The following is a 26,501-nucleotide window of genomic DNA, read 5'->3' on the forward strand; positions in this document are numbered from 1 at the left end:
GCGTCCAGGGCGTCGGCGATCTGGTTGATGGTTGCGTCGAACCGGATCACGTCCCCGGTACGGCCCTTCACGTAAACGGCACTGGTGCCGTGGTCGTCGGAGCGGCCGACCCATACTCCGTGTTCGCGGGCCTTCTGTTCGGCTGCGGCCTGGGCGGCTTCGGGGTCGGCGTCCCAGAGGGCGGCCTTGACGATGTTGCGCAACTGGACGGGGCCGACGGTGTCAACGATGGCTACGACTCGGGCGTCGACGAGGGCGGCTGCTTCCATCGAGAGTTCGACGCAGGCGGTGGCGATCTGGCGGGCCTTCCAGGCAGTCACTTCCCTGGCCTTGATGCGTTGCCAGATCAGTGGCAGGCGGTGGCACAGTGCGAGGGCCTGGCCGATGTACTTGGCCGCCGATTCGGTGGATACGCCGTGCACGACGCCGTATTCTGCGACGGCGAACTCGGCGACTCCTGGGCAGCCTGGTCCGCCGTAGCGGATGCCACGCTCCCCGCCAGGAGACCTCTGATCGCCGGGGATCATCGCCGGGCTGGGATGCAGGTCGGCAAAATGCACAGCCAGCAGCAGCCGCTGGATGCCTGCCTCATTTTCCTGGGCCTGCTCCCGCGCCGACGCGGCGAGGGTCTTCGCCGCGTCTAGATCTGCTAGCTCATATTCGAACATAAGATCGATACTACTCTCGGTGAGCGGTCATCGCAAATCGCTTCGGCGCCGGATCTCCTTATCCACAAGGGAAAACTTCGCCGCCGGCGAGCGAAGGCAGAACGAGTAGACTGAGGTATGAATGGTGAAGGCCGCATCGTCCGGCAGTGGATCGGATGGCGGTTGACCACGGTGATCGACACCTTGGGGCTGGATCGAGAGGAGGCGGAACTGGCTGGCACACGCAAGAGAGCACGGCATTTCGTGTGTTGTGGTCGCGTTCCACTTTGTACGGAGGCACCGATCAACTGATGGAGAGGACCGGCGTCTCGATCTTCCCGGCTGGAACTCTCGGGTGGCATCCTCACCTTCGAGGGGCGAGGTTCCCTCGCGGCACTGTCGATTCCGCTATGTGGTGCTCTCCGGCGGCAGAATAAACTTCGCCGGCGCGAAGTTTTCAGGCAGCACCAGCAGTTTCGACAGGGCGATATTTTCGGGCGGTAGTCTCTATCTCTCTCGCGCGGTGTTCCCCGGCGGCGGCATCCAGTTCGCTAACGCGACGTTCTACGCCGGCGCCATCATGTTCGGCCACGCGACCTTCTCCCGCGGTGAAGTGGATATGTCTCTGGCATTGCTCCAGCCCGCAGGCCCAGAACTAGAGGGCCCTCCTGACGGTCCGGTCGCGGGGCTGAAACTACACCGGCCGGGGCGACGCGCAGCTGACAAGCTAGTCGTCCGTAACGCATCGCTGGTGGGTTGATCTGTATCACTGGTCGGCGCTGGGCGGTCCTCTTGGTGCGATGGGGAAAGGCGACGATGCGGTGGGGGCGGTGGGGACCTGGTGTGTGCCGGTGGGAGATGCGCCGGGGCGTGTCGAGGTGTTGTCGGCTGATGAGCGGACCCGGATGGCGCGGCTTCGGCGGGGGGCGGATCGGGATCGGTTCCGGACGGCGTGGACGCTGGCCCGGCAGGTCTTGGGTGAGCGGCTCGACGTCGCGCCGAGTGCCTTGGAGTTTCAAAGGATCTGCCGTGGCTGTGGTCAAGCCGGGCACGGTAAGCCGGCGCTGGTGAATGGCGGACGGTGGGAGTTCTCGCTGTCGCATTCCAACGGCTACGTGATGTTTGCGGTGTCCGACGTGGGCCCGGTTGGTGTCGACCTTGAGGCCGCGAGTGAGCGGTTCGTCGACTTCGCGAGCATGGTGCGCGCACCGGGGGAGGAGGCGTCCACCGCCGAGGAGTTGCTCTGGCTCTGGGTGCGGAAGGAAGCAGTACTCAAGGCGACTGGGGATGGGCTGGCCGTGCCGATGTCGAGCTTCACCGTCGCCCCGTTCAGTTGGCCGGAGGGCTCGGCCCGCACCGAGCCCCCGACGATCATCGATCCCGGTGCGCCGCCCGGCTATCGGGCGGCGGTGGCGGTGACGCCGATCCCCGCCACCGCCGCCCGATAGCCGGAAGTCACCGGCCCTCTCTGTCAGCGGCCCTTCTATCAGCGGCGCTGCGCTGTGAAGACTGCGACGCTGCCGCGGACCTCGACGGTGTAGTCGTCGCCGAAGCCGTCCGCGAGGCACTTCTTCAGGTCGGTCAGGCTGTCCTCGGTGGTGGAGAGGATCCCGGTCCGGTTGTAGATCCGCATCATTCGCCGGGCCAGCCACCAATGGTCGCCCCCCTCCTGGATCACGGTGCTGCCGAACAACGACCCACCGCTCCGCAGTACGCGCGCCGCCTCAGTGAAGACCTTCCCCTTCTCCCGCATCGGTCCAGGCATGCAGTGCAGCAGGAAGTTGATCCCGATCGAGTCGAACGAGCCGTCAGGGAACGGGAGCGGCTGCAGGATGTCCGTCTGCACCACTTCTGCCTGGTACTTCCGCAGCTGATGCGCGCTGTAGCGCAGTACGTCCGGGTTCAGGTCGGCCAGCGTCAGGTCCGGCGGCCCGTCGCTCCAGTCGCAATGCAGGAGGAAGTACCCGGTGCCGGGTCCCAGGTCGAGATGGCGCCGGCCGGCGTAGGAGTTGTAGAGCTCGACGAATCGGCGGCTCGGGCACCGGTAGATCACCCGGTTGGAGAAACCGACGACGAACAGGTCGTAGATCCGCAGGAACGAGGTCTTGTACACAGCCTGGCCGGCGTACCCCGGATGCTCCTTGCTGACAGCAGACAACGCTTCGGCCATCGCAACCTTCCATCTCCTCGAACGGCCAACGGGTCGCGGAGTGATTTCCGCCAACCACCTAGCAGACGGCCCGGCCCCGGCCGGTGATACGGCCACTTGAGACCTGCGCGGATACCCGCCGGTATCTCATCGCTGACAGCTCGCTAGCGCAGCCCCGACAGCATCGGGTCAAACGACGGAGGGTGAGAATGTCTGAGGACGAGAACATCCATGAAATCGTCAGGCGCGCCGCGGACGGGGACGAGAGCGCCTGGAATATTCTGATCGGCAAGTACACCTCGCTGCTGTGGTGGACCGCACGGGGCTTTCGGCTCAGCGATGAACAGGCCGCCGATGTCGTCCAGGTGACCTGGCTGCGGCTGGTGGAGAACATCGGCCGCATCCGTGATCCGGAACGGCTGTCCGCGTGGCTGCTCACGACGGCCCGCCGCCGGTGCATCGACGAGCTGAACGCCGCCGCCCGCGAGCGCCCGCTCGACGACCATCACCTCGACGGCCCGAGCCAGGAGGACGGCCCGGAGGAGTGCGCCCTGCGGAACGAGCCGAGGGAGGCCGTCCGCCTGGCGCTCCGCCGGCTGCCGGAAGCCCAGCAGCGGATGCTCCTCCTGCTCGCCGCGTCGCCGCCGCTGTCGTACCAGGAGATCAGTTCCCGGCTGGGCATCCCGATCGGCAGCATCGGGCCGAGCCGGGGCCGGGCCCTGCGGCGACTCCACATCGAGCTGGGGACCCATCACCCCGGGGTCTTGTCCACGGATCTGGGGACGAGGTCGAGGTCGGCACGGTCGTCCGCGTTGGCCAAGTCCGGCGCGGGCTCCCGCGTGTCCGAGGACTCGCGGAGCCCGATCAGCGCGTGAAGTGCGCGCAGCGGTCGAGGAGCCCACCAGTTGGCTCGTCCGGCCAAGCGCATGAACGCCGGAACCAGGATGCCGCGGATGATGGTCGCGTCGACCAGCACGGCCAGCGCGAGCCCGAGGCCGAGCAGCTTCAGGAACGTCACGCCGGATGACACGAACGACAAGAACACGACGGCGACGATGAGAGCGGCACCGGTGATCAACGCACCGGTCCGCTCGACCCCGCGGATCACGGAGTCGACGTTGCCCGCTCCCGCGAGCCACTCCTCCCGGATCCTGGACAGCAGGAACAGTTCGTAGTCCATCGACAGCCCGAACGCCACGCAGAACATCAGTACCGGCATGGTGATGTCGAGGGTGCCGGTGACGGCGAAGTCGCCGACCAGCCAGCGCAGATGGCCTTCCTGGAAGACCCAGACCATCGCGCCGAACGTCGCGGTGAGGCTGAGCAAGTTGAGGATCAGTGCCTTGAGCGGGATCAGCACGCTGCCGGTGAACAGGAACAGCAGGATGCCCACTGCCGCAGCCATCAGCCCCAGCCCGAGCGGCAGCCGATCGGTGATCGCACCGCGGGTGTCGACCAGCTCCGCGGAGCGGCCGCCGACAAGCACAGGGGCGGGCGCCTCGGTGGACCGGATATCCCGGACGAGTTGCTCGCCGTCCGGGGAGTAGGTCTCGACGGCAGGCACCACCGACAGCCAGGTCCCACCCGTGTTCGCGTACTGCGCCGATTGCGGCGAGGGTGCCGCGACCCGCTGGCCCGCGGCGTACGAGCCGGTGCTCGCATCGACGCGAGCCACTCCGCCGATCCGCGACAACCTCTCGGCGTACGACGTGACCTCGGCCGGCTGCACCGGCTCGGTGGCCACCACGAACGCCGGCTCGGTCTCGCGGCTGCTGAACTGGTCACGCAGTACGTCGTTGGCCTGGCGGCTCTCCGCCGACGCGGGCAGCACCCGGTCGTCGGGCAGACCGAACTGGGCCTGCAGGAACGGCGAACCCAAGGCGAGCAGGACGACGATGACGGCCGTCGCGAACGGGATCGGCCGGCGCATGACGGCGGCGACCAGCCGTCCCCAGAAGTTGCCGTGCTCCGACGCCGCGGGCTTGGCCTTGCGGCGCAGGCGGGGGATCGCCAACGCGTTCACTCGATGGCCGAGCACAGCCAGTGCCGCAGGCAGGACGACAACCGCCGAGAACGCGGCCAGCAGGACGACGGCGATTCCGGCGTACGCGAAGGAGGTCAGGAAGTACAGCGGGAAGATCAGCAACACCGCGAGCGAGAGCGCGACGGTGACCGCCGAGTAGACGACCGTCCGCCCAGCCGAATTCACGGTACGCCGTACTGCCTCGTGCGGCTCGATTCCGGTGGCGAGCTCTTCCCGGAACCGGCTGAGGATGAAGAGTCCGTAGTCGATCGCGAGCCCGAGTCCGAGTGCGCTGGTCAGGTTGAGCGCGAACACCGAGACGTCCGTCATGGACGAGACAACCGACAGCACCGCGAGCGTGCCGGTCACCGCGACCGCTCCGATCAGCAGCGGGAGCGACGCGGCCACCAAGCCACCGAAGATCGCCAGCAGTAACAGCAGTGTCAACGGGAACGCGAACAGCTCGGCGCGGATGAGGTCCTTCTGCAGGATGTCGGTCAGCTCGCCGTAGACCACCGACGATCCCGCTGCCTGGATCTTCAGGCCGTCCTGGTCGTCGAATCGCTCGCGCAGGCCTTTCGCCGTTTCGCGGACCGCGTCCTCGTCGCCGGCCAGTCGGGCCAGCACCAGCGCCGCCCGATCGTCCTTGCTGCGCAGGGATTGCGGCGACCCCAGGGTCCAGTAGGAGCTCGCCGACAGTACGCCGCCTTCGCGGCTGAGCCGGGCGGTCAGATCAGTGCCGAGTCGCTGGACCTGGGCATCGTCCACCTTGCCGCCGGACGGGCTGGTCACGACGAGGACGAAGTTCGGCTGGCCGGCGCCGAAGCGCTGGTCGAGCTGCTGGGCCGCCTTGGTGGACTCGGCGGCGGCGTCGACGAAACCGCCACCGGAGAGCCGATCGATCACGCCGACTCCGGCGATCGCGAAACCGACGACGGCTGCTGCCGTCAGGACGAGGACGATCCGGCGTGCTCGTACCACCAGCCGGCCGACATGTTCGAGCATCTGGCCTGTCTCCTTTGTTGGCCGATCTGTCTGGGTCATGAAGAGGACCGGGAGAGGCGCTCCGCGGATACAAGCGGGCAAGGTGGGCAACGAGACAACAGCTTAGCGTGATCGACTGACCACCCCTTGAATTATCGCTTGGCGTGACCTGCCGCCCTGTTATCGTGAAGTCGCTACCGAGCATTGCGCCGACCGGGGGGTCAGTGAGATGAGGCCGATCAAGCCCGGGCAGCCCGGAGGATTCCGGTTCAGCCCGCCCGAACTCAACGTCGATCTGATCATCCGTCCACGCCTGCTGGCCGTTCTGCAGCAGCGATTCCAGCACCGGCTCACCGTTCTCACTGCCGGACCAGGGTTCGGCAAGACCAGCGTGCTCGCCCAGGTCTGGGCCGAGAACCAGCTCGCGCCGCTTGGTGACGATGCCTGGCTCACTTGCAACGCCGGCGACAGTACTGCGTCGACGCTGTGCGCCGGACTCGCGCGGAGCCTCCAGATCGCCGCACCCGTGGTCTGGAACACGGAGCAGGCAGTCAGCCGGCTGACCGCCGAGATCTGGCGCAGATCGCCCGAGCATGTCGCTCTGCTGCTCGACGACGCGCATCTGATCGCACCTCACTCGCCCGGTGCCGCACTCCTTTCGGCCCTGGTCGAGCGGATGCCGCACAACGGCCACGTCGTCCTGGCCGGCCGTGGCCCGCTCCCGGTCAGCAGTACTCGGCTCGCCGCGATGGGCCAGGCCGTAGAACTCAGCGAGAGCGACCTGGCCTTCTCCACCATCGAGCTTGCCGAGTTCGCATCCGCGCGGGGGTTGCAGCCCGACGTACTCAGTGACTCCGGCGGCTGGCCCGCGCTGGCCGAGGTGGCCGCGTCGGTCGGCCGGCACCGCGTCCGCGACTACCTGTGGGAGGAGTTGCTGACCAGCATGCCTCCCGACCGTCGGCGCCTGCTCGCGATGCTGGCGCTGGTCGGTGGCGGCGACGATGAGCTGGCTTCGGATCTCGCCGGTCAACCGCTCGACCTGACCGAGCTACTGGCCGGTCTGCCATTGGTGGCCGGCTCGCCCGGCACCTGGCGGTCGCTGCATCCGCTCTGGTGGCCTGCACTCTCCGGCGAGTTGGGACCTGAGGAGGAGACAGCGACATGCGTCCGCGCCGCGGCCGTACTGCGCGCCCGCGGTGACGTCGATGCCGCCGTCCGCCAGCTCGCACAGGTCGGCGCCTGGGACGTCATGCATGACGTGATCTGCGAGACGGGCTTCGTGACTCATCCGCCCGTCGCGCCGGACGTCTTCATGGAGTGGTACGAACTGCTGCCGGACGACCGTCGCCGCGCCGCGACGGGACGACTGCTGCTCGCCCTGGTTGAGCGTGGCGCCAATCTGCCGCTGGCCTTGACGATGTTCGAGGCCGTGGAGGAGGAGTTTCGCGAGCAGGGCAACCGCAGTGGTGAGATCGCCGCCATCACCCACCTGGCCTACCTCAGCTGGTGGCTGGCGGATGTCGACCGGCTGGAGGCCGCGCTGGCCCGCGCCGAGGTGCTGGGCCGGGACGTGCCGGAGTTCGCGCCCCGGGTGAACATCGGCTTGGCATGGCTGGCCGACCTGCGTGGCGACTGGAAGGGCGCCTTCGCCCATCTGGCCGTCTTCCCGGACAACTGGGATTCCGGCGTCAACATGCAACGATCCTGGCTGCTACTGCTCGACGGAGATGTCGACCGGGCCCGCCACCACGCCGAGTTGTCGGTCAAGGACGCGTACGGAACGTTTGCGCTGCCTGCCATCGACGTGAAGATGCTGTCGACCTGGCTGGCCGGCGATGTCGACGAGGCTGTCCGCCAGACGCCGGTGATCGCCGCCGAGGCCAGGACGGCCGGACGCGACCCGGGCGCGATCTTCACGCTCAGCAATTGCGCGAAGGTGCTCGCGTACGCCGGTGACGTGGCCGGCGCCCGGCATTTCCTGGATCAGGCGCGGGCCGCACTCACCGCCGGCAACAGCGCCTTGAACGAGACGTCCTTCCTGCTCGGCGAAGCCGCCGTACTGGTTGCTGAGGGCAATGAAGCGGCCGCGCGAACACTGCTCGTCGACGGGCACACGAGGCGCCCGCTGGGCCGTTCCGCCGCTACCCGGATGCACCGCCTGTTCCCTGCTCTCAGCTACGTGCTCGTGCCCGAGAGCCGGCCGCTGTGGCACGAAACGGAACTGCTGCCCGATCTCGCGGTACTGCGCGACGTCGCGGCCGCACTGGTCGCGGCGCGGGAGAAAGGCTCGTTGCGCGAGCTGACGAAGCTGGAGATGCCCTCGCCGGGACAGATCCGGGCAGCTCTGCCGCTGCCGTGGGCGGTCGAGTTCGCTGTCGCCGCGATCGCCGCCGGCCGCGAGGAGGGACGCCAGTTGCTCAAGGAGCTGAGCACCGTGGCCGCGCCCCATCTCAAGGAGCTGACCAAATCCCGGCGCGGTGTGCTGGCCAGGGTCGCCCGCGAGCTCGCCCTGCGGGTCCCGGTCGTCCCATCGGAGCGAGTCGACCTGCTGGTGCTGGGCCCGCTCGAGCTCTGGCGGGACGGCGTCCAGGTCGACCATCCGAACCTGCAACGCGACCGGGTCCGCCGGCTGCTGCTCTACATGGTCGCGAAGCCGACCGTGTCCCGGATCGCCGCCGCCATGGAACTGTGGCCGGATCTGGACCCCGACGCCGCGATCCGCAACCTCCGGGTGACGCTCAACTACACCCAGCGGCTGCTCGAACCCGATCGGGCCAGCGGCGAGGCGCCGTACTTCCTGCGCACCGAAAACGGAATGCTCCGTCTCGTCGCAGAGGAGCCGTTGGCGGTGGACGCCTGGCAGTTCGACAAGTTGTTCGACGAAGCGGACGCCGCCGAACGGCAGGGCGCACCGTCGGTCGCGCTGCGGGCGTACGAGAAGGCTCTACCGCTGTACCGCGGCGACTACCTGGCCGACGTACCGAACGCCGAATGGGCCATGGTGGAACGCGATCGGCTCCGCGTACGCTACGTCCTCGGCGCGGTCCGGGCCGGCGAACTGCTGCTTGCCACCGGTGACCTGGACCAGTCGCTCCGCCTTGCCCACGCGGCCATGCGGGCCGACCGGCTGTCCGAATCGGCCCACCGGCTGCTCGTCGCGAGCCACCTCGAGCGCGGCGAGTTCGACGCCGCGCGGCGCACGCTGGTCCAGTGCGAACGAGTCCTCGACGAGCTCGGCACCTTCGCCGGCCGCGAGACCCAGATCATCGCCCGCCGGATCCGGGACCGCGACAGCCGGCCAGCACCGACCGCAGGAAGGGAACCAGGGTTCGCTCGAACCGTTCCGGATCGTCCATGAAAGGCCAGTGTCCGCTGCGGCCGAACAACGAGATCTCCGCTTTGGGGAACGTCTCGCGTTGCCGTTCGGCTTGCTCCATAGGGATGTACGGATCGTGCCGCCCCCAGATCACCAGTACGGGCCGGTCCAGCTTGCCCAGTTCGCCGGACAGCTCGTAGGACCGCGCGTTCCAGTCGAACGTCGGCCGGTACAGCGCGATGATCGCCTGACGGGTCGGGCCGTTCATGTCGTCGTACATCCGGTCGACGAACTCCCGGGGCAGACCGCGCGGATTGCCACGGCGCAGGATCAGCCTGAACAGCCGGCGACTCGGCACCTTCATGAACAGCTCGCCGATGACCGGCATTCGCCAGATCCGGGCGAGGTAGTGCCAGCGGTAGTCCAGCAGAACGCCGCCGGCCACGATCACCGCGCTGGCGAAGCGATCGGGGTTCTTCGCAGCCCAGTCGAGCATCCAGCGGCCGCCGAGATCGTGGCCGACGACATGGGCGCGCTCGATGCCGAGCTTGTCGAGCACACGGCCCAGGTGTTCCGCGTGACCCGTGTAGGTGTGGTCGAAATCGCTGGGCTTCCCTGCTTGCCCGAAGCCTGGCTGGTCGATGGCGACAGCGCGGGCGAACGCACCGGCCGCGCCGACCGCCGCGCGCCAGTCCTCGCTTGATCCGGGGTTGCCGTGCAGGAACACCACGGCCTCGGTCGCATCGGGCGGTCCTGCCTGCAGCAGGGGGCACTGGATTCCGTCGACCTCCACAGAACCGCGGCTGACCTCCGCCGCCGGATGCATCGCCATCAAGGTCATACTCCTGTCTTCTGCCGCGCGTTTTGCCGGTCGAGCCGGGCGATCTCGGTACGCATCAGCCGTTCATACGTGGTGTGCTCTACCTCCAGGCGGTGCCGCTCGGACGCTTGGTAGGCATAGGGCGACAGCTTGGGCAGCGGGCCACGCGTCCGGGCCCGGAACCACGCCGCGACGTCCGGCGCGTTCTCCTGCGCCACGATCACCCGCGCGATGAGCTGCGACTGCAGATCGGCCAGCCGCCAGATCCCGACGTCGGGCTGGACCAGCCCGGCCACGAAGAAGTCGTCGTAGCGCGGATGGAAGATGCTCGCGTACAACCCCATCATCTCCTGGTACGACGGTGCGCCGGCCTCGGTGTCGAGGAACGGCCAGGCCGGCTTGAACCCGGTCGCGTAGAGGATCACGTCGAACTGCTCCTCGCTGCCGTCGGCGAACTCGACCGTGTCGCCGCGCAGCTTGGCCACGTCCGGCTTCGGGACGATGTCGCCGTGCTTGAGGTGATAGAGCAGCCGCGAGTTGACGATCAGGTGGCTCTCGAACAACTTGTGGTCGGGCTCCGGCAGCCCGTAGTCGGTGTTGCGTCCGACGTGGGCGCGCAACATCAGGCCGGCCACGAACCGGCGCAGCGGCAGCGGCATCCGAAGCTTGTGCGTCAGCTCGTTGATCTCGTCGATCGGCTTGCCCATCACGATCTTCGGAAAGAAGTAGTAGCCGCGGCGCATGCTGTGGACGACGCGAGCCGCGAACGGCACCGAGTCGACGGCGATGTCGCAGCCGGAGTTTCCACCGCCGATGATCAGCACCCGCTTGTCCTTGAATACATCCGGACGCCGGTACTGCGAGGAGTGCAAGGTCTCTCCGTCGAAGTCGCCGGGGAGTTCGGGGAACATTGCTTCGCGGTGGTGCCCGTTGGCGATGATCACGCCCCGGTAGGTCCGCTGTCCCCGTCCACGGATCGTGACGTCCCAGCCGCCGCCCTCGGCCGGTGCGACCCGGGTCACCGGGCTGTCGACCTCGATAAGCCGCTCTAGCCCGTTCGCTGCCGCGTAGGACTGAAGGTAGCTGAGGACATGCCGGTGACCTGGGTAGTCCGGGTAGTCGTCGGGCATCGGGAAGTCGATGTAGCTGCCGAGTCGCTTCGAGGAGATCAGGTGGGCGGAGTCGTACATCGAGCTGTTCGGCGATCCGTAGTACCAGTTGCCGCCGAGCTTGTCCTGCTCCTCGAGCACCTGGACGGGAATGCCTTGGGCGTGCAGGTTGCGCGCCGCCGCGAGGCCACAGGTGCCCGCACCGATCACGCAGTAGGTGTCCCGATAGCTGTCACTGGGGGAGTCGTTCATTCAGGCCACCTCGAGTCCGTTGAGCGTGAGCATGCACTGTCCTGCGTCGTCGATGACCTGCCAGGACGTCCGGTCCGGCGATCCGACGACGGAAACCGCAGAGCCGATGGGCTGCGCGCCGATACCGAGTTCCGCGATCCGGATCTCCTCGATCGATCGGCTCTGAGCCGTCCGTGCCCGCAGGATCGCTTCGATCGCCGCATGGGGGAGGACCGTGCTGGGCGGGACGGGGAGCGTCCACTCGTCGCTGCTCGGGACCTCGTCGACCCGTGCGGCGAGCTGTCCGTCGGGACCGCATCGCCATCGGGGTGGCCGGTAAAGCACACCAGACCAGGCGATTCCGGTCTCCTCGGCCAGCGGCGGTTGGACCTCCCAGCCTCCCTGCCTGGCAACAGCCTGCCTGGCAACAGGATCGGGTCCTAGCGGCGGTTTGCTTTCGTACTCCGCTACGCCGCGCAGCACTGGACGGCCGGCTCCGTCGACGAGTGACACCGTTACCTCCCAGGTGTCATCCGTCTTGCGGCCCGAACCGGCCTTCACCAGCTCAAAACCACCGCCGTTTCCGACCAGGGCGGGCACCGACAGGACAACGTCGCGAAACCGGCTGAGCCACAGCTCGGGAAACCCCTCGGGCGTCACCCAGTCGCCGACGGACAGCGCGTACTCCAGCACCACGCTGACCGGCAACGCGCGATCGCCGGCCACGGTGAACTCGGTGAGGCACGGATGAGTACCGCCGGCCAGTTGGGTCCGGGAACGGATCGACCGGAACGGTTCGAACACCTCGACCTCGCCGAGGTAGTGCCCGAGCGACTGCAGCCGGTCGGTGTCAGGGTGATCGCGGAAGTTCGCGAAGCCCTTGAGCTGGCCGGGCGAGACGGCACGGCCGATGCCGCCGAGCACCATCACCTCACCTGGTTCGGCGGCTTCGATCTGGTCTGTCCAGATCCGCAGACCTGCCGCCACCGGCATCGCATCGGCGTACCGGAGGGCTGCGTCGAAGTTGGCGATCAGGCCGAGCCGCTGCCAGGTCGGCCAGCAGATCGTGGTGACAGGCTGGCCCTGTCCGCCGGCCCAGAAACCCATGCGGGTCAAGGCTTCGTTGGCGGCCGCGTAGTCGATCTGGCCGATCATTCCGCCCAGCCGGCCGGACACCGAGCCGACGTTGCAGAAGTAGTCGACCCGCCGGTCGCCGAGTGCGGCCAGCAGTGCGACGAACCCGTCGACCTTGGTCTGGATCGTCGCGAGGAACGAGTCCACCGTCTTGTTACGCAACCGGGTCGGCGCCGCGACACCGGCATTGTGGATGACGACTCGAAGCGAGGGGCCGGCCGAGTCGAGCAGCGCCTGGGTGAAGGCCGGATCGGTGATGTCTCCCGGGTGGTACTCGATCGGGAGGCCACGCTGCCCAGCCTCCTCGAGGTTGTGCAGCGCTTCCCGGCGTGCGCGGCGGCGTTCGGTGTCGGCACGGATCTCGCGGACCGTGCTGCCCGCCTGCCGATTGATCAGGCGGTCGCGTTCCCGCCGCTCGAACTCGTCGTCGCTGAGACCCGCCCACTCCTCGTCGTAGGGGAGCGGATGGCGCCCCGAGACCAGGATGCGGCAACCGAATCGGCCGGCCAGCTCACGCGCCAGCGCGAACCCGAGACCCCGTCCACCGCCCGACAGCAGCACGGTGTCCGCCGGGCTGAGGTCGAGGCGAGCCGGACCAGCGACATGCTTGCCGGCGGCAAGAGTACTGCGGTCCTCGGCCCGCCAGCCGATCTCGAACAGGTCCCAGGTGCGAAGCTCCCGCAGGATGTACTGCGCCGGATCGGCCTCGGCCGCCAGATCGAGGACCTTCACGCGGCAGTTCGGCAACTCCTGCGGCAGGCTCTTCGCCAGCCCGGCCCAGATCCCGCCGAGCGGCTGGTCGACGCCTTCGCCGTCGTAGCCCATCCGGCCGCCCATCGTGGTGACGGCGAGGTAGAACAGCCGATTCGCGTCGGTCTCGGCGGCCCAGTCGTCGTACACGGCTTTGAGGACAGCGACCGTCTGCCGGAGCGCGGTCTGCCACGTTCCTTTGGCTGACAACGCGAAACCGGCAGCGACGCCGAGGTCGACGATGCCGTCGACGGGCCCGATCTCAGCCAGCAAGGCACGAGCGGCCTCGACCAGCTCGTCACCGGATCCGTCGTCGGGCAGGTCCACCGCCGTCGCGTCCACACCCTCGGCGGCAAGCCGGTCGCGCACGCGTGATCGGAGTACGGGGTCGCCGCCGAGCACCAGCGTCCGGCCGATCTTCTGCTGCGCCGTACCGGGTGCCGGGGCATCGACGGGGTACCAGCGGAACAGTGGTGTCACGTGTCTCTCCGGGGGTGCGCGGTCACCGAGATGGTGTGTCCTGGCGCCTGGCGGGGACGGAACGAGAGTTTGGCGTCGTAGGTCACCGGCGTGCCCGGCACCATGCTCAGCCGCATCTCCTGCGCGACCGTCGCCACCGCGACCTGCAACTGCAGAAGGGCGATGTGCTTGCCGATGCACTGCCGCTGGCCGAACCCGAACGGCATGTAGGCATGGCGATCCCGCTCGGCGACCCGCTCGGGCGTGAACCGGTCCGGATCGAACGCCTCCGGGTTGTCCCAGAACTCGGGGTGCCGGTGGGTCGCGTACGGCGAGATGAACAGGTTGGACCCGGTCGGGATGTGATAGCCGGCGATCTCCAGATCCTGGGTCGCCTGCCGGGGATAGAGCCAGATCGGCGGATAGACCCGCAGCGACTCCTCGACGACCATCCGCGTGTAGGGCAGGTTCGGCAGATCCTCCAGCGTGGCCGGCCGGCCGCCGAGTACCGAGTCGACCTCGGCTTCGAGGGTGCGCCGGATCGTCGGGGTGTTCGCCAATTGCCACAGGGTCCAGGCCAGCGACGTACCGGTGGTCTCGTGACCGGCGAGGAACGTGGTCATCAGCCCGTCGCGGATCTCCTTCGTGCTCATCCCGGCGTCCGCGTCGAGATAGCCGGTGACCAGGTCGGACCGGGGGTTGCGCCGATGGTCCTCGATCACGTCGGCGAGGAAGTCGTCCAGTACCGCGAGCGTGCGGCGCAGCTTGAGGTTGTGCGGGATCGGTACCCAGGTCGGGATCGCCTGGTACATCGGGTTGCCGCGCTGGATGATCAGCGGCATCCCGACCTGGACCGCCGGGCCGACCCGGTCCACCGCGTCGCCGAGGGCAGACCCGAACAGGGTGCGGCCGAGAACCTCGATCGTGTACCACATGGTCTCGTGGATCAGGTCGAAAGCCTCACCCTGCTCGGAGTGCGCGCGCAGCCGGCCGGCCAGGGTGACCGCGGCGTCGGTGATCGCCGGCGTCATGTCCTCGATCCGCTTGGCCTGGAACATCGGACGGGAGATGTCGCGGTGCCGCTTCCACTGGTCGCCGTCGGTGGTGAGCAGCCCGTCCCCGAAGTACGCCTTGAAGCCGTCGTAGAAGATGCCGCGCTTCAGGTGGCGGGTGTCGCTGCCGACCAGGACCTGGCGGATCAGCTCGGGGTGGGAGACCAGATGGATCAGCATCGGGCCGATCCTGAACCGGGCGATGTCGCCGTACTCCGTCTGCAGGCCGGCGATCAGTCGCGGGGCGTCGCGCTGGTAGTCGAGGAAGCAGTTGCGGGATGGTCCGGGAGCCTTCCGCCGGGCTGCGGTACCGGTCGGCTTGGCGGTGACGTCGATGGCCATCGTTATCTTCCTCCTGCGACAGCGGACGGAGCGGGCATTCGGTCGCGCGGGCGGAACTCGCCGGTCTCCGGATGGACCGACCCCAGCACGGTGCCGGCGATGTCCTTGATCTGAAGGAGAACGCGCCCGTCGGGTGCAACGGCGACGCACCGGTTGTCGGGGCGGTCCGCCTCCAGGTCGACCCATCGCGGGCTGGAGTACAGCTCGACGGCCGGGTACGCCGTACTGAGCTGGCAGTCGTTTCGCAGTTCGTACAGGTCGATCCGGCGGATCCGCAGCGGCGCGGCGAGCGGGATGAATCCGTCGGCGTCCGGCTCCAGTACTGACAAGCGGGCCAGCCCGTCGAGCAGCAGGCTCGGCACGGTGAACGTGGAGAAGACGGGATCGTTGGGCGCGACCTTCGGCGCGAAGCGTGCCCGGCGGCCCAGCCGATGCCTGCGGGTGTCGGCCGTGGAGACGAGCGGTCCCGTCAGGTGGGCCACGGGGTTGGGCACGTGGTACGGGTCGGCGACTGGGCGCTCGTCGTCGCCGGGGGTCCATAGCTCCCAGGTCGGCGCCGGCGGGAGTTCGGCCCGCATCCGGACCAGGGCCTCGAAGTGCAGCTTGTCGGGCCGGAGTACGGTGCCGTTCGGTGCCAGAACGTCGCCGAGGATCCGGACTCGGACGACGGTTTCCAGGTCGTCCTGGCTGATCACCTCGGCCTGGATCTTCTTGTGGACGGGCCGATCGGCGGCGAACACGCGCAGGAACGCGTGGAACGTGATGTCCTCGAACCCGGCCGGGACCATCCCCGGTACCAGCTCCTGTGCTGCCTGTGCGGCGATCTCTGGGACGAACGTCCCGGGGAGCGTCGCGTGGCCGTTGACGACGTGATGGGCGAGATAGCCGTCTCTGGACAGGTCGAACGAACGCTCCGCCCACAGCTTCCCGAAGCGGTTGCGGCGGGCGATGTCGAGGTAGAACGGTTTGCCGCGACCGTTGCCGACGGCAGCGAAGAAGCCCGGCAGATGGTCCTCGATCGCGCGCTTCTCGACGTCGCCCAGATGCACCACCACCGGTTCGTCCCGGACTTTGCCGAGTTCTGCAAGGAAGAGCCCGACGCCCTCCTCGGTGCTGATGCTGGTGAACATGCCGCTCTTCTCCAGGAAGGCCTTCGTCACCGGGTTGGCGCCGAGACCGGTCGACCGCCACAGCGCCCAGCCGATCGTGACTTCGTCCTGTCCGATGGCGACCGTGTGCGCGGCGGCCGTGTTGAGGAAGTCGTTGCCCGCGGCATAGTCGACCTCGCCGACCTGACCGGTGAACCCGACGAACGAGCCGAAGTTGCACCACACCCGCGGCGGCTGATCCTTCAACGCGTGCCGGAGGTTGAGGTAGGTCTGCACCTTGACGTCGCGGACCGAGCGGAAGTCGTCCCACTTCTTGGTGGGAATGGACGCGGCCCGGTTGAGACCGGCGACGTTGAGCAGCAGGTCGATCTTGTCCTCGCGGCCGAGGATCTCGGCCATCGTCCGGGCGACCTGCTCCCGGTCGCGCAGGTCGCAGGTCAGGTAGTGCACGCGGTCCGCACCGCTGTGCTCGGCCATCGCGGCCAGGTTGCGGCGCGCTGCCCGGGCATTGGTGAGGGTGTCGTACTCCTTCGTCAGTTCGGCGACGCCTGCTTCCGGTCGGCGGGCCTTTTCGGTGCGTAGATAGGCGACGCGGTCGTTTTCGCCTGTCTCGGGGACATCGTCAAGGGGTGTGGTGCCGAGGACGTAGATGATCGGCCGGGAGTTGGCCGCGAGGGCCTTGAGCGCTTCCGCGCCGATACCCCGTGCGCCACCGCAGGCCACGACCACCGAGGCGGCGTCCAGACGGGCGACGTCCGGTCCGTTGCCTGGCTGGTCGTCCAGTTCGACGACAGACAGACAGCGGCGTTCACGGTTGGCGTCGTAGACGACGACGGGCAGGAACTGATGGGCCGCGGCCTCGGCGGTCGCGTATTTCACTCCCATGGCCAGGTCGGTGGTACTGGTTACCACCGTGCACAGCGGCCGTTTAGGCAGCTCCAGCGCGGCGCTCTTCACCAGCCCGGTGAACATTCCGGTCAGCGGATGCCAGCTGCCGTCCTGCCTGCCGCCGAGCAGCAGCACGATCAGCGAGCCGTCCTGCTCGATCGCGTCGTGGCAGTGCTGCAATGCGAGGAACATCAGGTCATGCAGGGCGAACAGCGCGGGTGCGGTGTCCCAGACCGCTGTCGGGTCAGCCGCGGCTGCCAGGTTTGTCACCACCCGCAGGTCCTTGGGGTTGTCGAGCTTGGCCAGCACCGCGGCGGTTGCGTCGGGATCGACCTGTGGCAGGTGGATCCAGTCGGGACGGTCCGTAGGAACAGTCGACAGGACGGTCACTCCGGTCAAGGGCTGATCCGCCAGGAGTTCCGGCTGGTCGGTCAGCACGACCGTGCCCGGCGTGAACAACTCGGTCGCGGGCCGGATCGGCAACGACGGCAGGGTTTTGAGGGTCATCTCGTAGCGCGCGACCGAGCGCGGTACGGGGTCCTTGGCGGGCGGGGTCTCGTTGAGCAGGCGGCGGAGTACTGCGACCGCGTCATCCGCGCCGAGGAAACTCCTGCCATCCGGTACGACGTGTGCGCTGCGCGCGTCACCGTCGTGCACGCCGCGATCGACGAGATCGTCCAGCCGGCCAAGGACGGGCAGACGGTTCGCCTTCGCCAGGCTCTCCCGGGTGAGCGCGATCAGGAACGCACCCTCGGCGAGCTCGGTGTCTGGCGGCAGCAAGGGCGCGATCACGTCAGCGAGTTCGGGAAGACTGTTGCCGTTGACACCGAACACGAGGGCAAGGTCGAGATCCCCGCTGCGCAGGTAGCGACCGGCGACGTCGAGGGCCGCCGCGGTCGAGGTGAGCCCGTTGTCGATGGTCATGTTGAGGCCGTGGAAGTCGAAGTAGTTGGCGACCCGGGCCGGGATCACGTTCGGCATGATCCCGGGAAAGGAGTCTTCCGTTGCCGTCGGCACCAACCGTTCGAGATCGGTTTCCAGGTCGGCCAGCAACTGCTTGCCGACCGGTTCGTCGCCGACCACGGTCCGGATGTCGTCGACGTGGCAGCGCAGGGCATACAGCGTCGCCTGCCGGGTCGGGCCCAGATGGCCGGCCAGCACGCCGGTGGTGTCGTGGTACTGCTTCCAGGTCTCGCCCAGCGTGGACTCGAGCTTGGCCATGCACTCCAGCACCATCAGTTGGCAGCGGTCGAGCATCCGCAGCGTGCGCGGCGGCATCCGGACCCGCTCGAACGGTGGTACCGGGTACTGCTCGCCGAACGACGCGTCCGGAGCAGGGCCGGTACCGCGCAGCCAGTGCTCGATGTCCTCGGTCCGGTCAAGCCCTGGGACATGTGCCGACCAGCCGACGACCACGATCCGGTCGTCAGCCGCAATCGCCGGTACTGCGGAGTGCTGGCCCTGGAACTCCTCGACCACGACATGTGCGTTGGTGCCGCCGAAGCCGAAACTCGACACCGAAGCGGCCCGCGGCCGTCCCGCGGTAACGGGCCAGGATCGCTGCTCGCGGGGGATCCGCAGCGCCGTCCGGTCCGCGTCGAACGCGTCGGGCGTCGCCTCGAAGCCTACCTGCTGCGGAATCGTCTCGTGCTGGATGCCGAGCAGTACCTCGATCAACGAGGTGACTCCGGCGGCCCAACCGGTATGGCCGACCACCGACTTGTTGGACGTCACCTGCAGGGCGTGATCCGTCGGGAACGAGTTCTGCAACGCGTTGAGCTCCGCGAGGTCACCGGCGGGGGTGCCGGTGGCGTGCGCCGCGACCCAGTCGATCCGGTCAGCCGTGACGCCCGGGGCATCGAGCGCGCGGCGGATCGCGATCTCCTGGCCGGCTGAGCTGGGGGCGTAGATGGCCTTGCCCTTGCCGTCAGACGAAGTACCGACGCCTGCCAGCAGTCCGAGGATGGTGTCGCCGTCTCGCTGTGCGCGGCTCAGTCGCTTGAGGATGACCACGCCGGCGCCGTCGGAGAACAGCACGCCGTCGCCGGTACGGTCGAGCGAGCGGACGTTCCCGCTTCGGGCGAGCCCGCCGAGCTTGGAGAACAGGACTGCACCTCGGGGCCCGAGCGCGAAGGAACCGCCGCAGGCCGCAAGGTCGCAGTCGCCGGCCAGTAGTGCTTTCACGCCGAGGTCGACGGCGTAGAGGGAAGACGAGCAGGCGGTGTCGACCATGAACAGCTCGGTGCCGGCCGGCAGTACTCCGTCGATCGCTTGGCGTCCGACTCGGTGCGGGAGGAAGTCCGCGGTCTCTCCGTCGCCTCGGTGGAGGTGCTCGGCGAGTCGGCGTCGTACCTCGTCTGCTGTCCCGTTCGCGGTTTGCAGCCGGCGGCGTAGTCCGGCGAGGACGAGTGCCTCCTCCAGGTGCTGGCTGCCGTCGGCCGTGTAGCCGACGAAGCAGGAGACGCGGTCGCTGTCGTCGCGGCTCACGCCCTCGAGCGACTGGACCAGGGCATGGCGCAACCAGCGTGCGGTGTAGTCCTCGCTGTCGGGACCAGCGCTCTCGGAGACGAATCCGGACCAGCGGCTGTAGGTCTTGTCAGGAGCTTCCGGGTCGGCGTCGTGGAAGGAGTCGAGCCGCCAGCGGTCGGCGGGGACTTCGGTGAAGACGTGGTCGCCGCTGAGGCGAAGGCGCCAGAGTTCTTCGGGGTCGGCGGCGTCGGGCAGCTTGAGCCCCATGCCGACGACAACGATCGGATCGGACTCCAGCGGCACGTCTGCTGGTACCACGGCCGCTGCCTCGACCGGCTCGCGGACGACGACAGACGCGGTGGTCGGCTCGGCGATAGGGACTCGGGGTGGCGACATCATGGCGCGGCCCAGCGAGAGGCCGCCGTCGGCTAGTACGGTCTGGCCGGTCACCCAGCCTGCGAGGTCGGAGACGAGGAACAGCGCGATCCGGGCGAGGTCTTCCTCGGTGGCGATCCGGCCCATCGGGGTCGCGTCGATCGTGACCTGACGCATCTCCTCGTGCCGCGGGAACAGCGTCGCCACCTCGCCTTCGACCAGGCTGCAGGACGCGGTGTTCACCCTGATCCCGCGCGGCCCGTACTCCGCCGCGAGGTGCCGGGTGAGCGCCTCGACCGCGGCCTTCGAGGTACCGACGGAGATGTAGTTGTCGAGCACCATCCCCGCGCCGATCGAGGACACGTTGACGATCGCGCCACCACTCGGCATCAGCTTGGCGGCGCGCTCGGCGCACCAGAAACTCCCGAGCAGATTGGTGTCCAGCGCCTTGCGGAAGTGATCCTCGGTGGTCTCCGCGACCGAGCGCAGTCCGCCGGACGCCGCGTTGTTGACCAGGATGTCCAGCCGGCCGTGCCGTTCGCCGATCTCCGCGAACATCCGGTCCACCTGATCCACCTTCGCCACCGAGGCGCGGACGACCTCCACGGCGAACCCTCGCTCGGAGAGCTCGGCCTGCAACGCCCTCCCTTCGGCGTACGAGTGGAAGCAGTTGATCACCACGTGCGCGCCGTGCTCGGCGAGCAAGGTGACGATCTGGCGTCCCACGCCACGGGCGCCGCCGGTGACCAACGCGATCCGGCCGGTCAGGTCGAGCATGTCGCTGTTCCCCCTCATCCCTTGTCTCACGCCGCCATCTGGCGCTCGGCTGCTGCACTGCTGACGAAGTCGACGACCTTGCCCAAGGTGGGGTAGTCGCTGAGCCGGAAGTTCTCGGGCCGCTCGGGCAGGCCGTAGCGCTCGGCGACCCGGGCGATCAGCTCGGTCTGCTTGACGGAGTCGACCCCGAGGTCTGCTTCGAGTTCGGCGTCCTCGGTGATCACCTCGACCGGATACTCCAGCGCCTCCGCGTAGAACACCGCCAGCTCAGCCGTCAACCCATCACGATCAGGCAGCGCACGGCTGCCCGCGCTGACCTCCGCCGGCTGGGCGCTCCCCGCCTTGGCGGCTCCGCCGACCTCGGGTGCGCTGGCCGTCTTTGCAGGGCTGCTGACCTCCGCGGTGCTGACGAAGTCGACGACCTTGCCTAGGGTCGGGTAGTCACTCAACCGGAAGTTCTCGGGACGTTCGGGCAGGCCGTACCGCTCGGCGACCCGGGCGATCAGCTCGGTCTGCTTGACCGAGTCCACCCCGAGATCGCCTTCGAGCTCGGCGTCCTCAGTGATCACCTCGACCGGATACTCCAGCGCCTCCGCATAGAAGGCAGCCAACTCCTCCGCCAACTCTGCCCGATCGGGCAACGCGACATCGATCGAGTCAGGCGCCGGCTCCCGGCGTACAGGCTGTACCTCGGGCTGAGGCTCCAGCAGCTTGTGGTTCGGCTCGTCCTGCTTGCTGAACGCCTTGTACTGCTGCCGGATCTGCGCGAGGACGTCATGCCCACAGGCGTTCCAGAAGTCCTGCGCCCGTTCCGTCGGCACGCCCGGCAGGACAAGCTCCGCGAGCTGATCGTCCAGCGCGGTGGGCAGTTGCCCCAGGCCACGAAGTACGGTCACTTGTTCCTGCGGGAACCGAGCAGCCTGATCACCATCGAGACAAGTCACCCTCGTTGCGTCCGGCAACGATTGGCCGACCAGTCCGGACAGCGTCGACCGCGCGCCGCACTCGACGAAGACCCGGGAACCGTTCTCCCAGACTCTCCGCAGCGCGTCGCCGAAGTACACCGGACGGATCAGGTGGCTGGCCAGCAACGGTGCCATGTCCTCGCCGTCCTCATACCAGCGGCCAAGGATCGGCGAGTACACCGGAATCGACAGCCGGCCAGGCTTGAGCTGACTCAGGCTGGCCTCGAACGCCTTGGCGACGGGCGCCATCAGCGGGCTGTGGAACCCGTACGGCGCTTGCAGCCGCAGGAAGCTGATCGACGCGGCTCGTGCCAGTTTCTCTATCGCAGCAAGGTATTCGTCGGGACCCGAGACCACGGACTGCTTCGGCGAGTTCTCCGCGGCGACCGCGGTCTCCGTCTGATCCAGCACGGTGAGCATGGCGCGGGCCCGCTCAGCCGAACATCCCACCGCGGCCATCGCGCCGGGCTGATCGGCCACGGCACGCAGCGCCGCGTTGCGATGGCAGACGATCTCGGCTCCCTGCTCAAGCGTGAACATGCCGCCGCAGACGAGCGCGGCGATCTCGCCGAAGCTGTGGCCGACCAACGAGGCCGGGCGAACGCCGGCGGACTTCAGCGTCTCGAAAAGCGCCACGGACAAGCCGAAAAGCGTCAGCTGCAGCAGGTCCTTCTCGGACGTGCACAGCTTCGTCAACGACGGTGGCGAGGGCGCGAGCACGGTCTCACAGACGCGGGCCGCGGACGGGTCCATCCTGGCAGCGACGGCGTCGATCCGCTCGAACACCTCACGCGCGTCGTTCAGAGCTGGGCGAGCGGCACGAAGGGCTGCCTCGTCGTAGGCGCCCTGGCCGGGAAAGAGCAACACCGTCTCGGCGGCCGTCTCAGCGGCCACCGGCAATGCCACATCCATCGTCGTCAACATGGTTTTCGGTGCGAAGTCGTAGGTGGTCACGTTGAACAGGCGGCCCAACCGGTCTTCCTGATACGTCAGGCGTCCGCGTATCAATCCACGCTTCTCACGAGTCTGTCCTAGGGAGATGAGCCGAGTAAGTGGAAGGAACCGGATGTCTGACGCAACGTTCTCCTCGACGGTGTTCTCCCCGAACGGTGCGGCAGTGGGCGGTGCCACCAAGGCGGCTGCCCACCCACAGCTGTTCGGGGCCGCCGAGGAGCTCCGTACTCGCCGTACGGCCGCCGTCACCGGAAACGAGCTCGCCACCCAGCGACGGCACGAACAGGGCCGCCGTACCGCGCGGGAACGCATCGACCTGCTGGTCGACCCGGGATCGTTCGTCGAGATCGACCTGTTCGCCCGGCATCGCGCGACCGGGTTCGGGATGGAACGCAACCGGCCGGCGACCGATGGCGTGATCACCGGCTGGGGGCGGGTCGACGGCCGGCGGATCGCCGTGTACGCCCACGATGCCCGCTGCTTCGGTGGCTCGCTCGGCGAGACGTTCGCGGGCAAGATCCACAAGCTGCAGGATCTGGCCGAAGCGGCCGGCGTACCGATCGTCGGCATCAACGACGGTGGCGGCGCCCGGATCCAGGAAGGGCCGTTGGCGCTTGCGGGCTTCGGCGGCATCTTCCGCCGCAACGTCCGCGCGTCCGGCGTGATCCCGCAGATCAGCGTCATCGCGGGTGCCTGCGCCGGCGGCGCGGCGTACTCACCGGCGCTGACCGACTTCGTGTTCATGGTGCGGGGGATGGCGACGATGTTCATCACCGGCCCGGACGTCGTGTCTGCGGTGACCGGCGAGCGGGTCGGCGCCGCGGAACTCGGCGGCACCAACGTGCACGGCAGGCACAGCGGAGTGGCGTCGTTCGTCGTCGACGACGAGGTGACGTGCTTCCGCGAGGTTCGTGATCTGCTGGCGTTGCTACCGGCCAACAACAACGAACCGCCGCCGAGGTACGCGACCGTCGACCCGCCCGACCGGCAGTGTCCCGAACTCTTCGACATCGTGCCGATGAGGTCGTCGCGCAGCTACGACATGCGCCGAGTCATCGAGCTGCTCGTGGACGACGGCGACTTCTTCGAAGTACAGGCCGACTGGGCGCCGAACATCATCTGCGGGCTGGCCCGCCTGAACGGAGCCACCGTCGGTTTCGTCGGCAACCAGCCAGCCGTACTGGCGGGGACGATCGACATCGACGCTGCCGAGAAGGCCGCTCGCTTCGTCCGGTTCTGCGACGCGTTCGGCATCCCACTCGTGACGCTGGTCGACGTACCGGGCTTCCTGCCCGGCCGCGACCAGGAACGGGACGGCATCGTCAGGCGTGGCGCCAAACTCGTCTACGCGTACTGCGAGGCCACGGTCCCGCGAATCTCCGTCGTACTGCGCAAGGCCTACGGCGGAGCCTTCATCGCGATGGACTCCCGGTCGGTGGGCGCCGACCTCGCGTACGCCTGGCCGTCGAACGAGATCGCCGTGATGGGCGCGGAAGGCGCCGCCTCGATCATCCATCGCCGCGAGATCGCCGCCGCCGACAACCCGGAACGCCGCCGCCAGGAACTGACCACGGAGTACGCCGACACGGCCCTAAACCCTTATGCCGCAGCAGAACGCGGACTTGTCGACGACGTGATCGACCCCGCCGACACCCGCCGGATACTGATCGAGTCACTCGCCCTGCTCACCAGCAAGCGAGCCGACGCGCCGTACCGCAAACACGGAAACGGACCCCAATGACTTCCAACCCGAACGCGATCACCATCTCCCGGGGAGCGCCAACCGAAGTCGAACTGGCCGCCCTGATCCGAGCCCTGCGCGCCATCACCGTCCAGCACCCCACCCACCGAACAGCTCACCCCCGCTTCCACCCACCCCAATCCTGGGCCCCACCCACAGGCCCCCGCACCCGCCCCACCCTCACCACAGGTGTCCGAAGAAGCCTCGGAGGTCGGTGACGAGGAGGTCGATGTTCTGGTGGGCGGCGTAGTGGCCGCCGGTGTCGTAGGTGTTCCATGAGGTGATGTTGGCGTGGTCGCGTTCGGCGAAGCGCCGGACGGCATGCAGGTCCTGGGCAAACTCGGCGAGGCCCAGCGACTCGCTCGTCGGCGGTGAAGTCGGCCAGGTCCATTGGATCGTCGAGTCCCTGGAAACTGGCCAGCTCTACCGGCTCAGACCGTCAACTGGTTGAGGATCGTCAGGTGGTCGGTGGCGCCCCAGACCTCGGCGATCTTGCCATCGCCGATCAGGTAGACCGCGAACTCCTGGGCCACGATCGCCCGGCCGCTGGCGGGCACACCGAGAAAGGTCCCCTGGTGGGTGCCGGTGACGGTGAAGTGCGCGGAGATCCAGTCACCGTCGATCAGGAGATGCCGGAGATCCCAATGGAAATCGGGAAAGGCGCTGAAGACGTCTTCCATGCCTGCGACGTACCGCTCGGGGTCCTGTTCAGCGTCATTGACCCGTACGTCGTCCGCCACGTACTCCCGAAGCTCGTCGAGCCGACGGTCGTTCCAGCACTGGATGTATCGCCGATAGAAGCCGGCCAGCTGCTCTCGATCCATGACTCCTCAGTGACCCGAACGGCGCCGTTCATGCGGACGGGTGAATGTGGTTGCAGCCGGGCAGGGGTGGGTGGTGTGGTTCACGGATGGAATGGGTCAAGGACTTCTACTCCGAAACCGGCAGGTGGTGGGCAAAAGCTGAGGCGGTGATCAGCGAACGGGATCACCGCAGGGTGGCGAAACTGCACGAGTACGCCGGCGAGCAGCCGCAGCGCGTACTCGAACTCGGTCCGGGCTATGGCACGACCGCGGCCGTGACAGCCAACGCCGGGCACTCGGTGACAGCCGTCGAGATCAGCGACCGGGCGGACGTCGCGTCGTCCTTCGCTGCCGAGGTCACGGGTGGGTCGTTGACGGTCATCAAGGAGGACTTCTACGCCGTGCGATTGGCGGGTCAGTTCGACGTCGTCTCGTACTGGAACGGGTTTGGTGTCGGCTCGGATGCCGATCAGCGCCGGTTGCTGACCAGGATCGCGACCGAGTGGTTGCAGCCGGGCGGCGTCGCGTTGATCGACGTCAGCAATCCCTTTGTCTGGGCGAGCTGGCACGGCGACGAAGAGCACCTGATGCCCGACGCCGAGAAGGGCTACGACTACGAACTGTACGAGCTGACGACGTTCGACCCGATCACCTCCACCGCCACCGACACCTGGTGGCGAGCCGATACGCCGCAGGAAAAGCACACCCAGGTCCTCCGCTGCTACACCCCCGCGGACCTCTCCCTGCTCCTGGCCGGCACCGGCCTGACCTTGACCACAATCGTCGGCAACCCCACCGACCTGCTCCAGAACCAGCACGAGTACCTCGCCGTCCTCAAGGTCGCCTCCGACAGCTAGTTCCTCTCCAAGGAAGGTGGCGTCGTGATCGTGTCGGGCTGACCGCCCAGGTGGGGGATGCCTGGCAGAAGCCACTGCGGTACACCGTGAGTCTGCAGCGCCTGTGCCTTGGGCGGGCCCGGTTGGTTGGCGGGCGAACATGTCAGGCATTGTCGGTCCAGGGGTCGAAGGTTGCGGCTTGTTCGGGGGTGATCCAGGGGACGTCGCCTGCGTGCGGCCGGGGCCGGGTTGGTGTGAGGGATGCGTCGTCGATGGTGGGCCGTGGTGCGCAGGTATCGGTGTCGGTCGGCGTGGATGTCGTGGTGGGAGTGGGCGTGGTGCGGGTGTCAGCGGGTGTGGATGCGGATGCCGTGGGGCTGGTGCGGGTGTCAGCGTCCGTCGCCGCGGGGTGTGCGGGGGCGGTGGTGCTGGGTGGGGTGGGTTGTCGGGTACTGCGGGGTGGTGGGTCGGCCCAGGTGGGGCGGGTGACGTGGACCTGGTTGTCGATGGTCTGGATGGTCCAGTGGCCGTCGTGCAATGCGGTGTGATGGACGCGGCACAACAAGAC

Annotated in this window: 14 protein-coding genes and 3 pseudogenes; 6 read left to right on the forward strand and 11 right to left on the reverse strand. The window is 68.0% G+C overall.

Translation table 11 applies throughout. The annotated features are described in order from the left end of the window. Positions 1-668, reverse strand: a pseudogene (locus A3ES_RS50495) (hypothetical protein); the annotation flags it as partial. Between the two features lie 391 nt (positions 669-1,059). On the opposite strand from A3ES_RS50495, the gene A3ES_RS0143550 reads away from it, so the two are divergent. Continuing rightward, entirely contained in the window at positions 1,060-1,407 is a 348-nt protein-coding gene (locus A3ES_RS0143550; RefSeq protein WP_020393139.1) for a hypothetical protein, read from the forward strand. A gap of 40 nt (positions 1,408-1,447) precedes the next feature. Next, the gene (locus A3ES_RS0143555) at positions 1,448-2,095 is read left to right on the forward strand and encodes a 4'-phosphopantetheinyl transferase family protein (protein WP_083934078.1); all 648 of its coding nucleotides are present in this window, start codon (positions 1,448-1,450) and stop codon (positions 2,093-2,095) included. Positions 2,096-2,133: 38 nt separating this feature from the next. Here A3ES_RS0143555 and A3ES_RS0143560 read toward each other — a convergent pair whose 3' ends face one another. Next, positions 2,134-2,817 carry a class I SAM-dependent methyltransferase gene (locus A3ES_RS0143560; protein WP_020393141.1) on the reverse strand — a complete coding sequence of 228 codons (684 nt, stop codon included), beginning with the start codon at positions 2,815-2,817 and terminating at the stop codon, positions 2,134-2,136. 188 nt (positions 2,818-3,005) lie between these two features. Here A3ES_RS0143560 and A3ES_RS56570 point away from each other — a divergent pair. Continuing rightward, positions 3,006-3,518, forward strand: a pseudogene (locus A3ES_RS56570) (RNA polymerase sigma factor); the annotation flags it as partial. A 29-nt stretch (positions 3,519-3,547) separates the two neighbouring features. Here A3ES_RS56570 and A3ES_RS0143570 read toward each other — a convergent pair. Next, positions 3,548-5,824, reverse strand: a complete 2,277-nt coding sequence (locus A3ES_RS0143570; protein ID WP_020393143.1) for an MMPL family transporter — start codon at positions 5,822-5,824, stop codon at positions 3,548-3,550. Positions 5,825-6,032: 208 nt separating this feature from the next. Between A3ES_RS0143570 and A3ES_RS0143575 the strand changes: the two genes are divergently transcribed. Next, positions 6,033-9,161 (forward strand): AfsR/SARP family transcriptional regulator, encoded by a 3,129-nt coding sequence (locus A3ES_RS0143575; protein WP_020393144.1) that lies wholly within the window; start codon positions 6,033-6,035, stop codon positions 9,159-9,161. Here A3ES_RS0143575 and A3ES_RS53260 read toward each other — a convergent pair. Genes A3ES_RS53260 through A3ES_RS0143605 form a run of 6 tightly spaced genes read right to left on the reverse strand, consistent with a single transcriptional unit; the run spans position 9,067 to position 22,571 of the window. Continuing rightward, positions 9,067-9,951, reverse strand: coding sequence for an alpha/beta fold hydrolase (locus A3ES_RS53260; protein WP_202806724.1), 885 nt, complete (start codon positions 9,949-9,951; stop codon positions 9,067-9,069). The genes A3ES_RS0143575 and A3ES_RS53260 overlap by 95 nt on opposite strands. Positions 9,952-9,956: 5 nt before the next feature. Next, entirely contained in the window at positions 9,957-11,300 is a 1,344-nt protein-coding gene (locus A3ES_RS50500) for a flavin-containing monooxygenase (RefSeq protein ID WP_020393146.1), read from the reverse strand. Then, the gene (locus A3ES_RS0143590) at positions 11,301-13,643 is read right to left on the reverse strand and encodes a KR domain-containing protein (RefSeq protein ID WP_026163760.1); all 2,343 of its coding nucleotides are present in this window, start codon (positions 13,641-13,643) and stop codon (positions 11,301-11,303) included. Then, complete coding sequence (locus tag A3ES_RS50505) at positions 13,640-15,016, reverse strand: cytochrome P450 (RefSeq protein ID WP_051084952.1); 1,377 nt, start codon at positions 15,014-15,016, stop codon at positions 13,640-13,642. Before A3ES_RS50505 ends, A3ES_RS0143590 begins: the two co-directional genes overlap by 4 nt. Positions 15,017-15,018: 2 nt before the next feature. Continuing rightward, a complete protein-coding gene (locus A3ES_RS0143600) occupies positions 15,019-20,652 on the reverse strand; it encodes an SDR family oxidoreductase (protein WP_063746069.1) in 5,634 nt (1,877 codons plus the stop codon). A gap of 8 nt (positions 20,653-20,660) precedes the next feature. Continuing rightward, positions 20,661-22,571 (reverse strand): acyltransferase domain-containing protein, encoded by a 1,911-nt coding sequence (locus A3ES_RS0143605; protein WP_020393148.1) that lies wholly within the window; start codon positions 22,569-22,571, stop codon positions 20,661-20,663. Between the two features lie 94 nt (positions 22,572-22,665). Between A3ES_RS0143605 and A3ES_RS0143610 the strand changes: the two genes are divergently transcribed. Next, positions 22,666-24,294 carry an acyl-CoA carboxylase subunit beta gene (locus A3ES_RS0143610; protein WP_020393149.1) on the forward strand — a complete coding sequence of 543 codons (1,629 nt, stop codon included), beginning with the start codon at positions 22,666-22,668 and terminating at the stop codon, positions 24,292-24,294. Positions 24,295-24,725: 431 nt separating this feature from the next. On the opposite strand, the gene A3ES_RS0143620 is transcribed toward A3ES_RS0143610, so the two are convergent. Beyond that, complete coding sequence (locus tag A3ES_RS0143620) at positions 24,726-25,118, reverse strand: ester cyclase (protein ID WP_020393150.1); 393 nt, start codon at positions 25,116-25,118, stop codon at positions 24,726-24,728. An 86-nt stretch (positions 25,119-25,204) separates the two neighbouring features. Between A3ES_RS0143620 and A3ES_RS0143625 the strand changes: the two genes are divergently transcribed. Continuing rightward, positions 25,205-25,954 carry a class I SAM-dependent methyltransferase gene (locus A3ES_RS0143625; RefSeq protein ID WP_020393151.1) on the forward strand — a complete coding sequence of 250 codons (750 nt, stop codon included), beginning with the start codon at positions 25,205-25,207 and terminating at the stop codon, positions 25,952-25,954. Positions 25,955-26,096: 142 nt separating this feature from the next. On the opposite strand, the pseudogene A3ES_RS56575 reads toward A3ES_RS0143625, so the two are convergent. Next, positions 26,097-26,501 (reverse strand): annotated as a pseudogene (locus A3ES_RS56575) (DUF222 domain-containing protein); the annotation flags it as partial.

Origin of the sequence: Kribbella catacumbae DSM 19601 (genome assembly GCF_000372465.1) — a bacterium.
Lineage (GTDB): Bacteria > Actinomycetota > Actinomycetes > Propionibacteriales > Kribbellaceae > Kribbella > Kribbella catacumbae.

Bases quoted from the DNA above. Each gene is read 5' to 3' on its own strand.
- A3ES_RS0143555 (WP_083934078.1), top strand. From the start codon at position 1,448: ATGGGGAAAGGCGACGATGCGGTGGGGGCGGTGGGGACCTGGTGTGTG.
- A3ES_RS0143560 (WP_020393141.1), bottom strand. From the start codon at position 2,817: ATGGCCGAAGCGTTGTCTGCTGTCAGCAAGGAGCATCCGGGGTACGCC.
- A3ES_RS0143570 (WP_020393143.1), bottom strand. From the start codon at position 5,824: ATGCTCGAACATGTCGGCCGGCTGGTGGTACGAGCACGCCGGATCGTC.
- A3ES_RS0143575 (WP_020393144.1), top strand. From the start codon at position 6,033: ATGAGGCCGATCAAGCCCGGGCAGCCCGGAGGATTCCGGTTCAGCCCG.
- A3ES_RS53260 (WP_202806724.1), bottom strand. From the start codon at position 9,951: ATGGCGATGCATCCGGCGGCGGAGGTCAGCCGCGGTTCTGTGGAGGTC.
- A3ES_RS50500 (WP_020393146.1), bottom strand. From the start codon at position 11,300: ATGAACGACTCCCCCAGTGACAGCTATCGGGACACCTACTGCGTGATC.
- A3ES_RS50505 (WP_051084952.1), bottom strand. From the start codon at position 15,016: ATGGCCATCGACGTCACCGCCAAGCCGACCGGTACCGCAGCCCGGCGG.
- A3ES_RS0143600 (WP_063746069.1), bottom strand. From the start codon at position 20,652: ATGAGGGGGAACAGCGACATGCTCGACCTGACCGGCCGGATCGCGTTG.
- A3ES_RS0143610 (WP_020393149.1), top strand. From the start codon at position 22,666: ATGTCTGACGCAACGTTCTCCTCGACGGTGTTCTCCCCGAACGGTGCG.
- A3ES_RS0143620 (WP_020393150.1), bottom strand. From the start codon at position 25,118: ATGGATCGAGAGCAGCTGGCCGGCTTCTATCGGCGATACATCCAGTGC.
- A3ES_RS0143625 (WP_020393151.1), top strand. From the start codon at position 25,205: ATGGAATGGGTCAAGGACTTCTACTCCGAAACCGGCAGGTGGTGGGCA.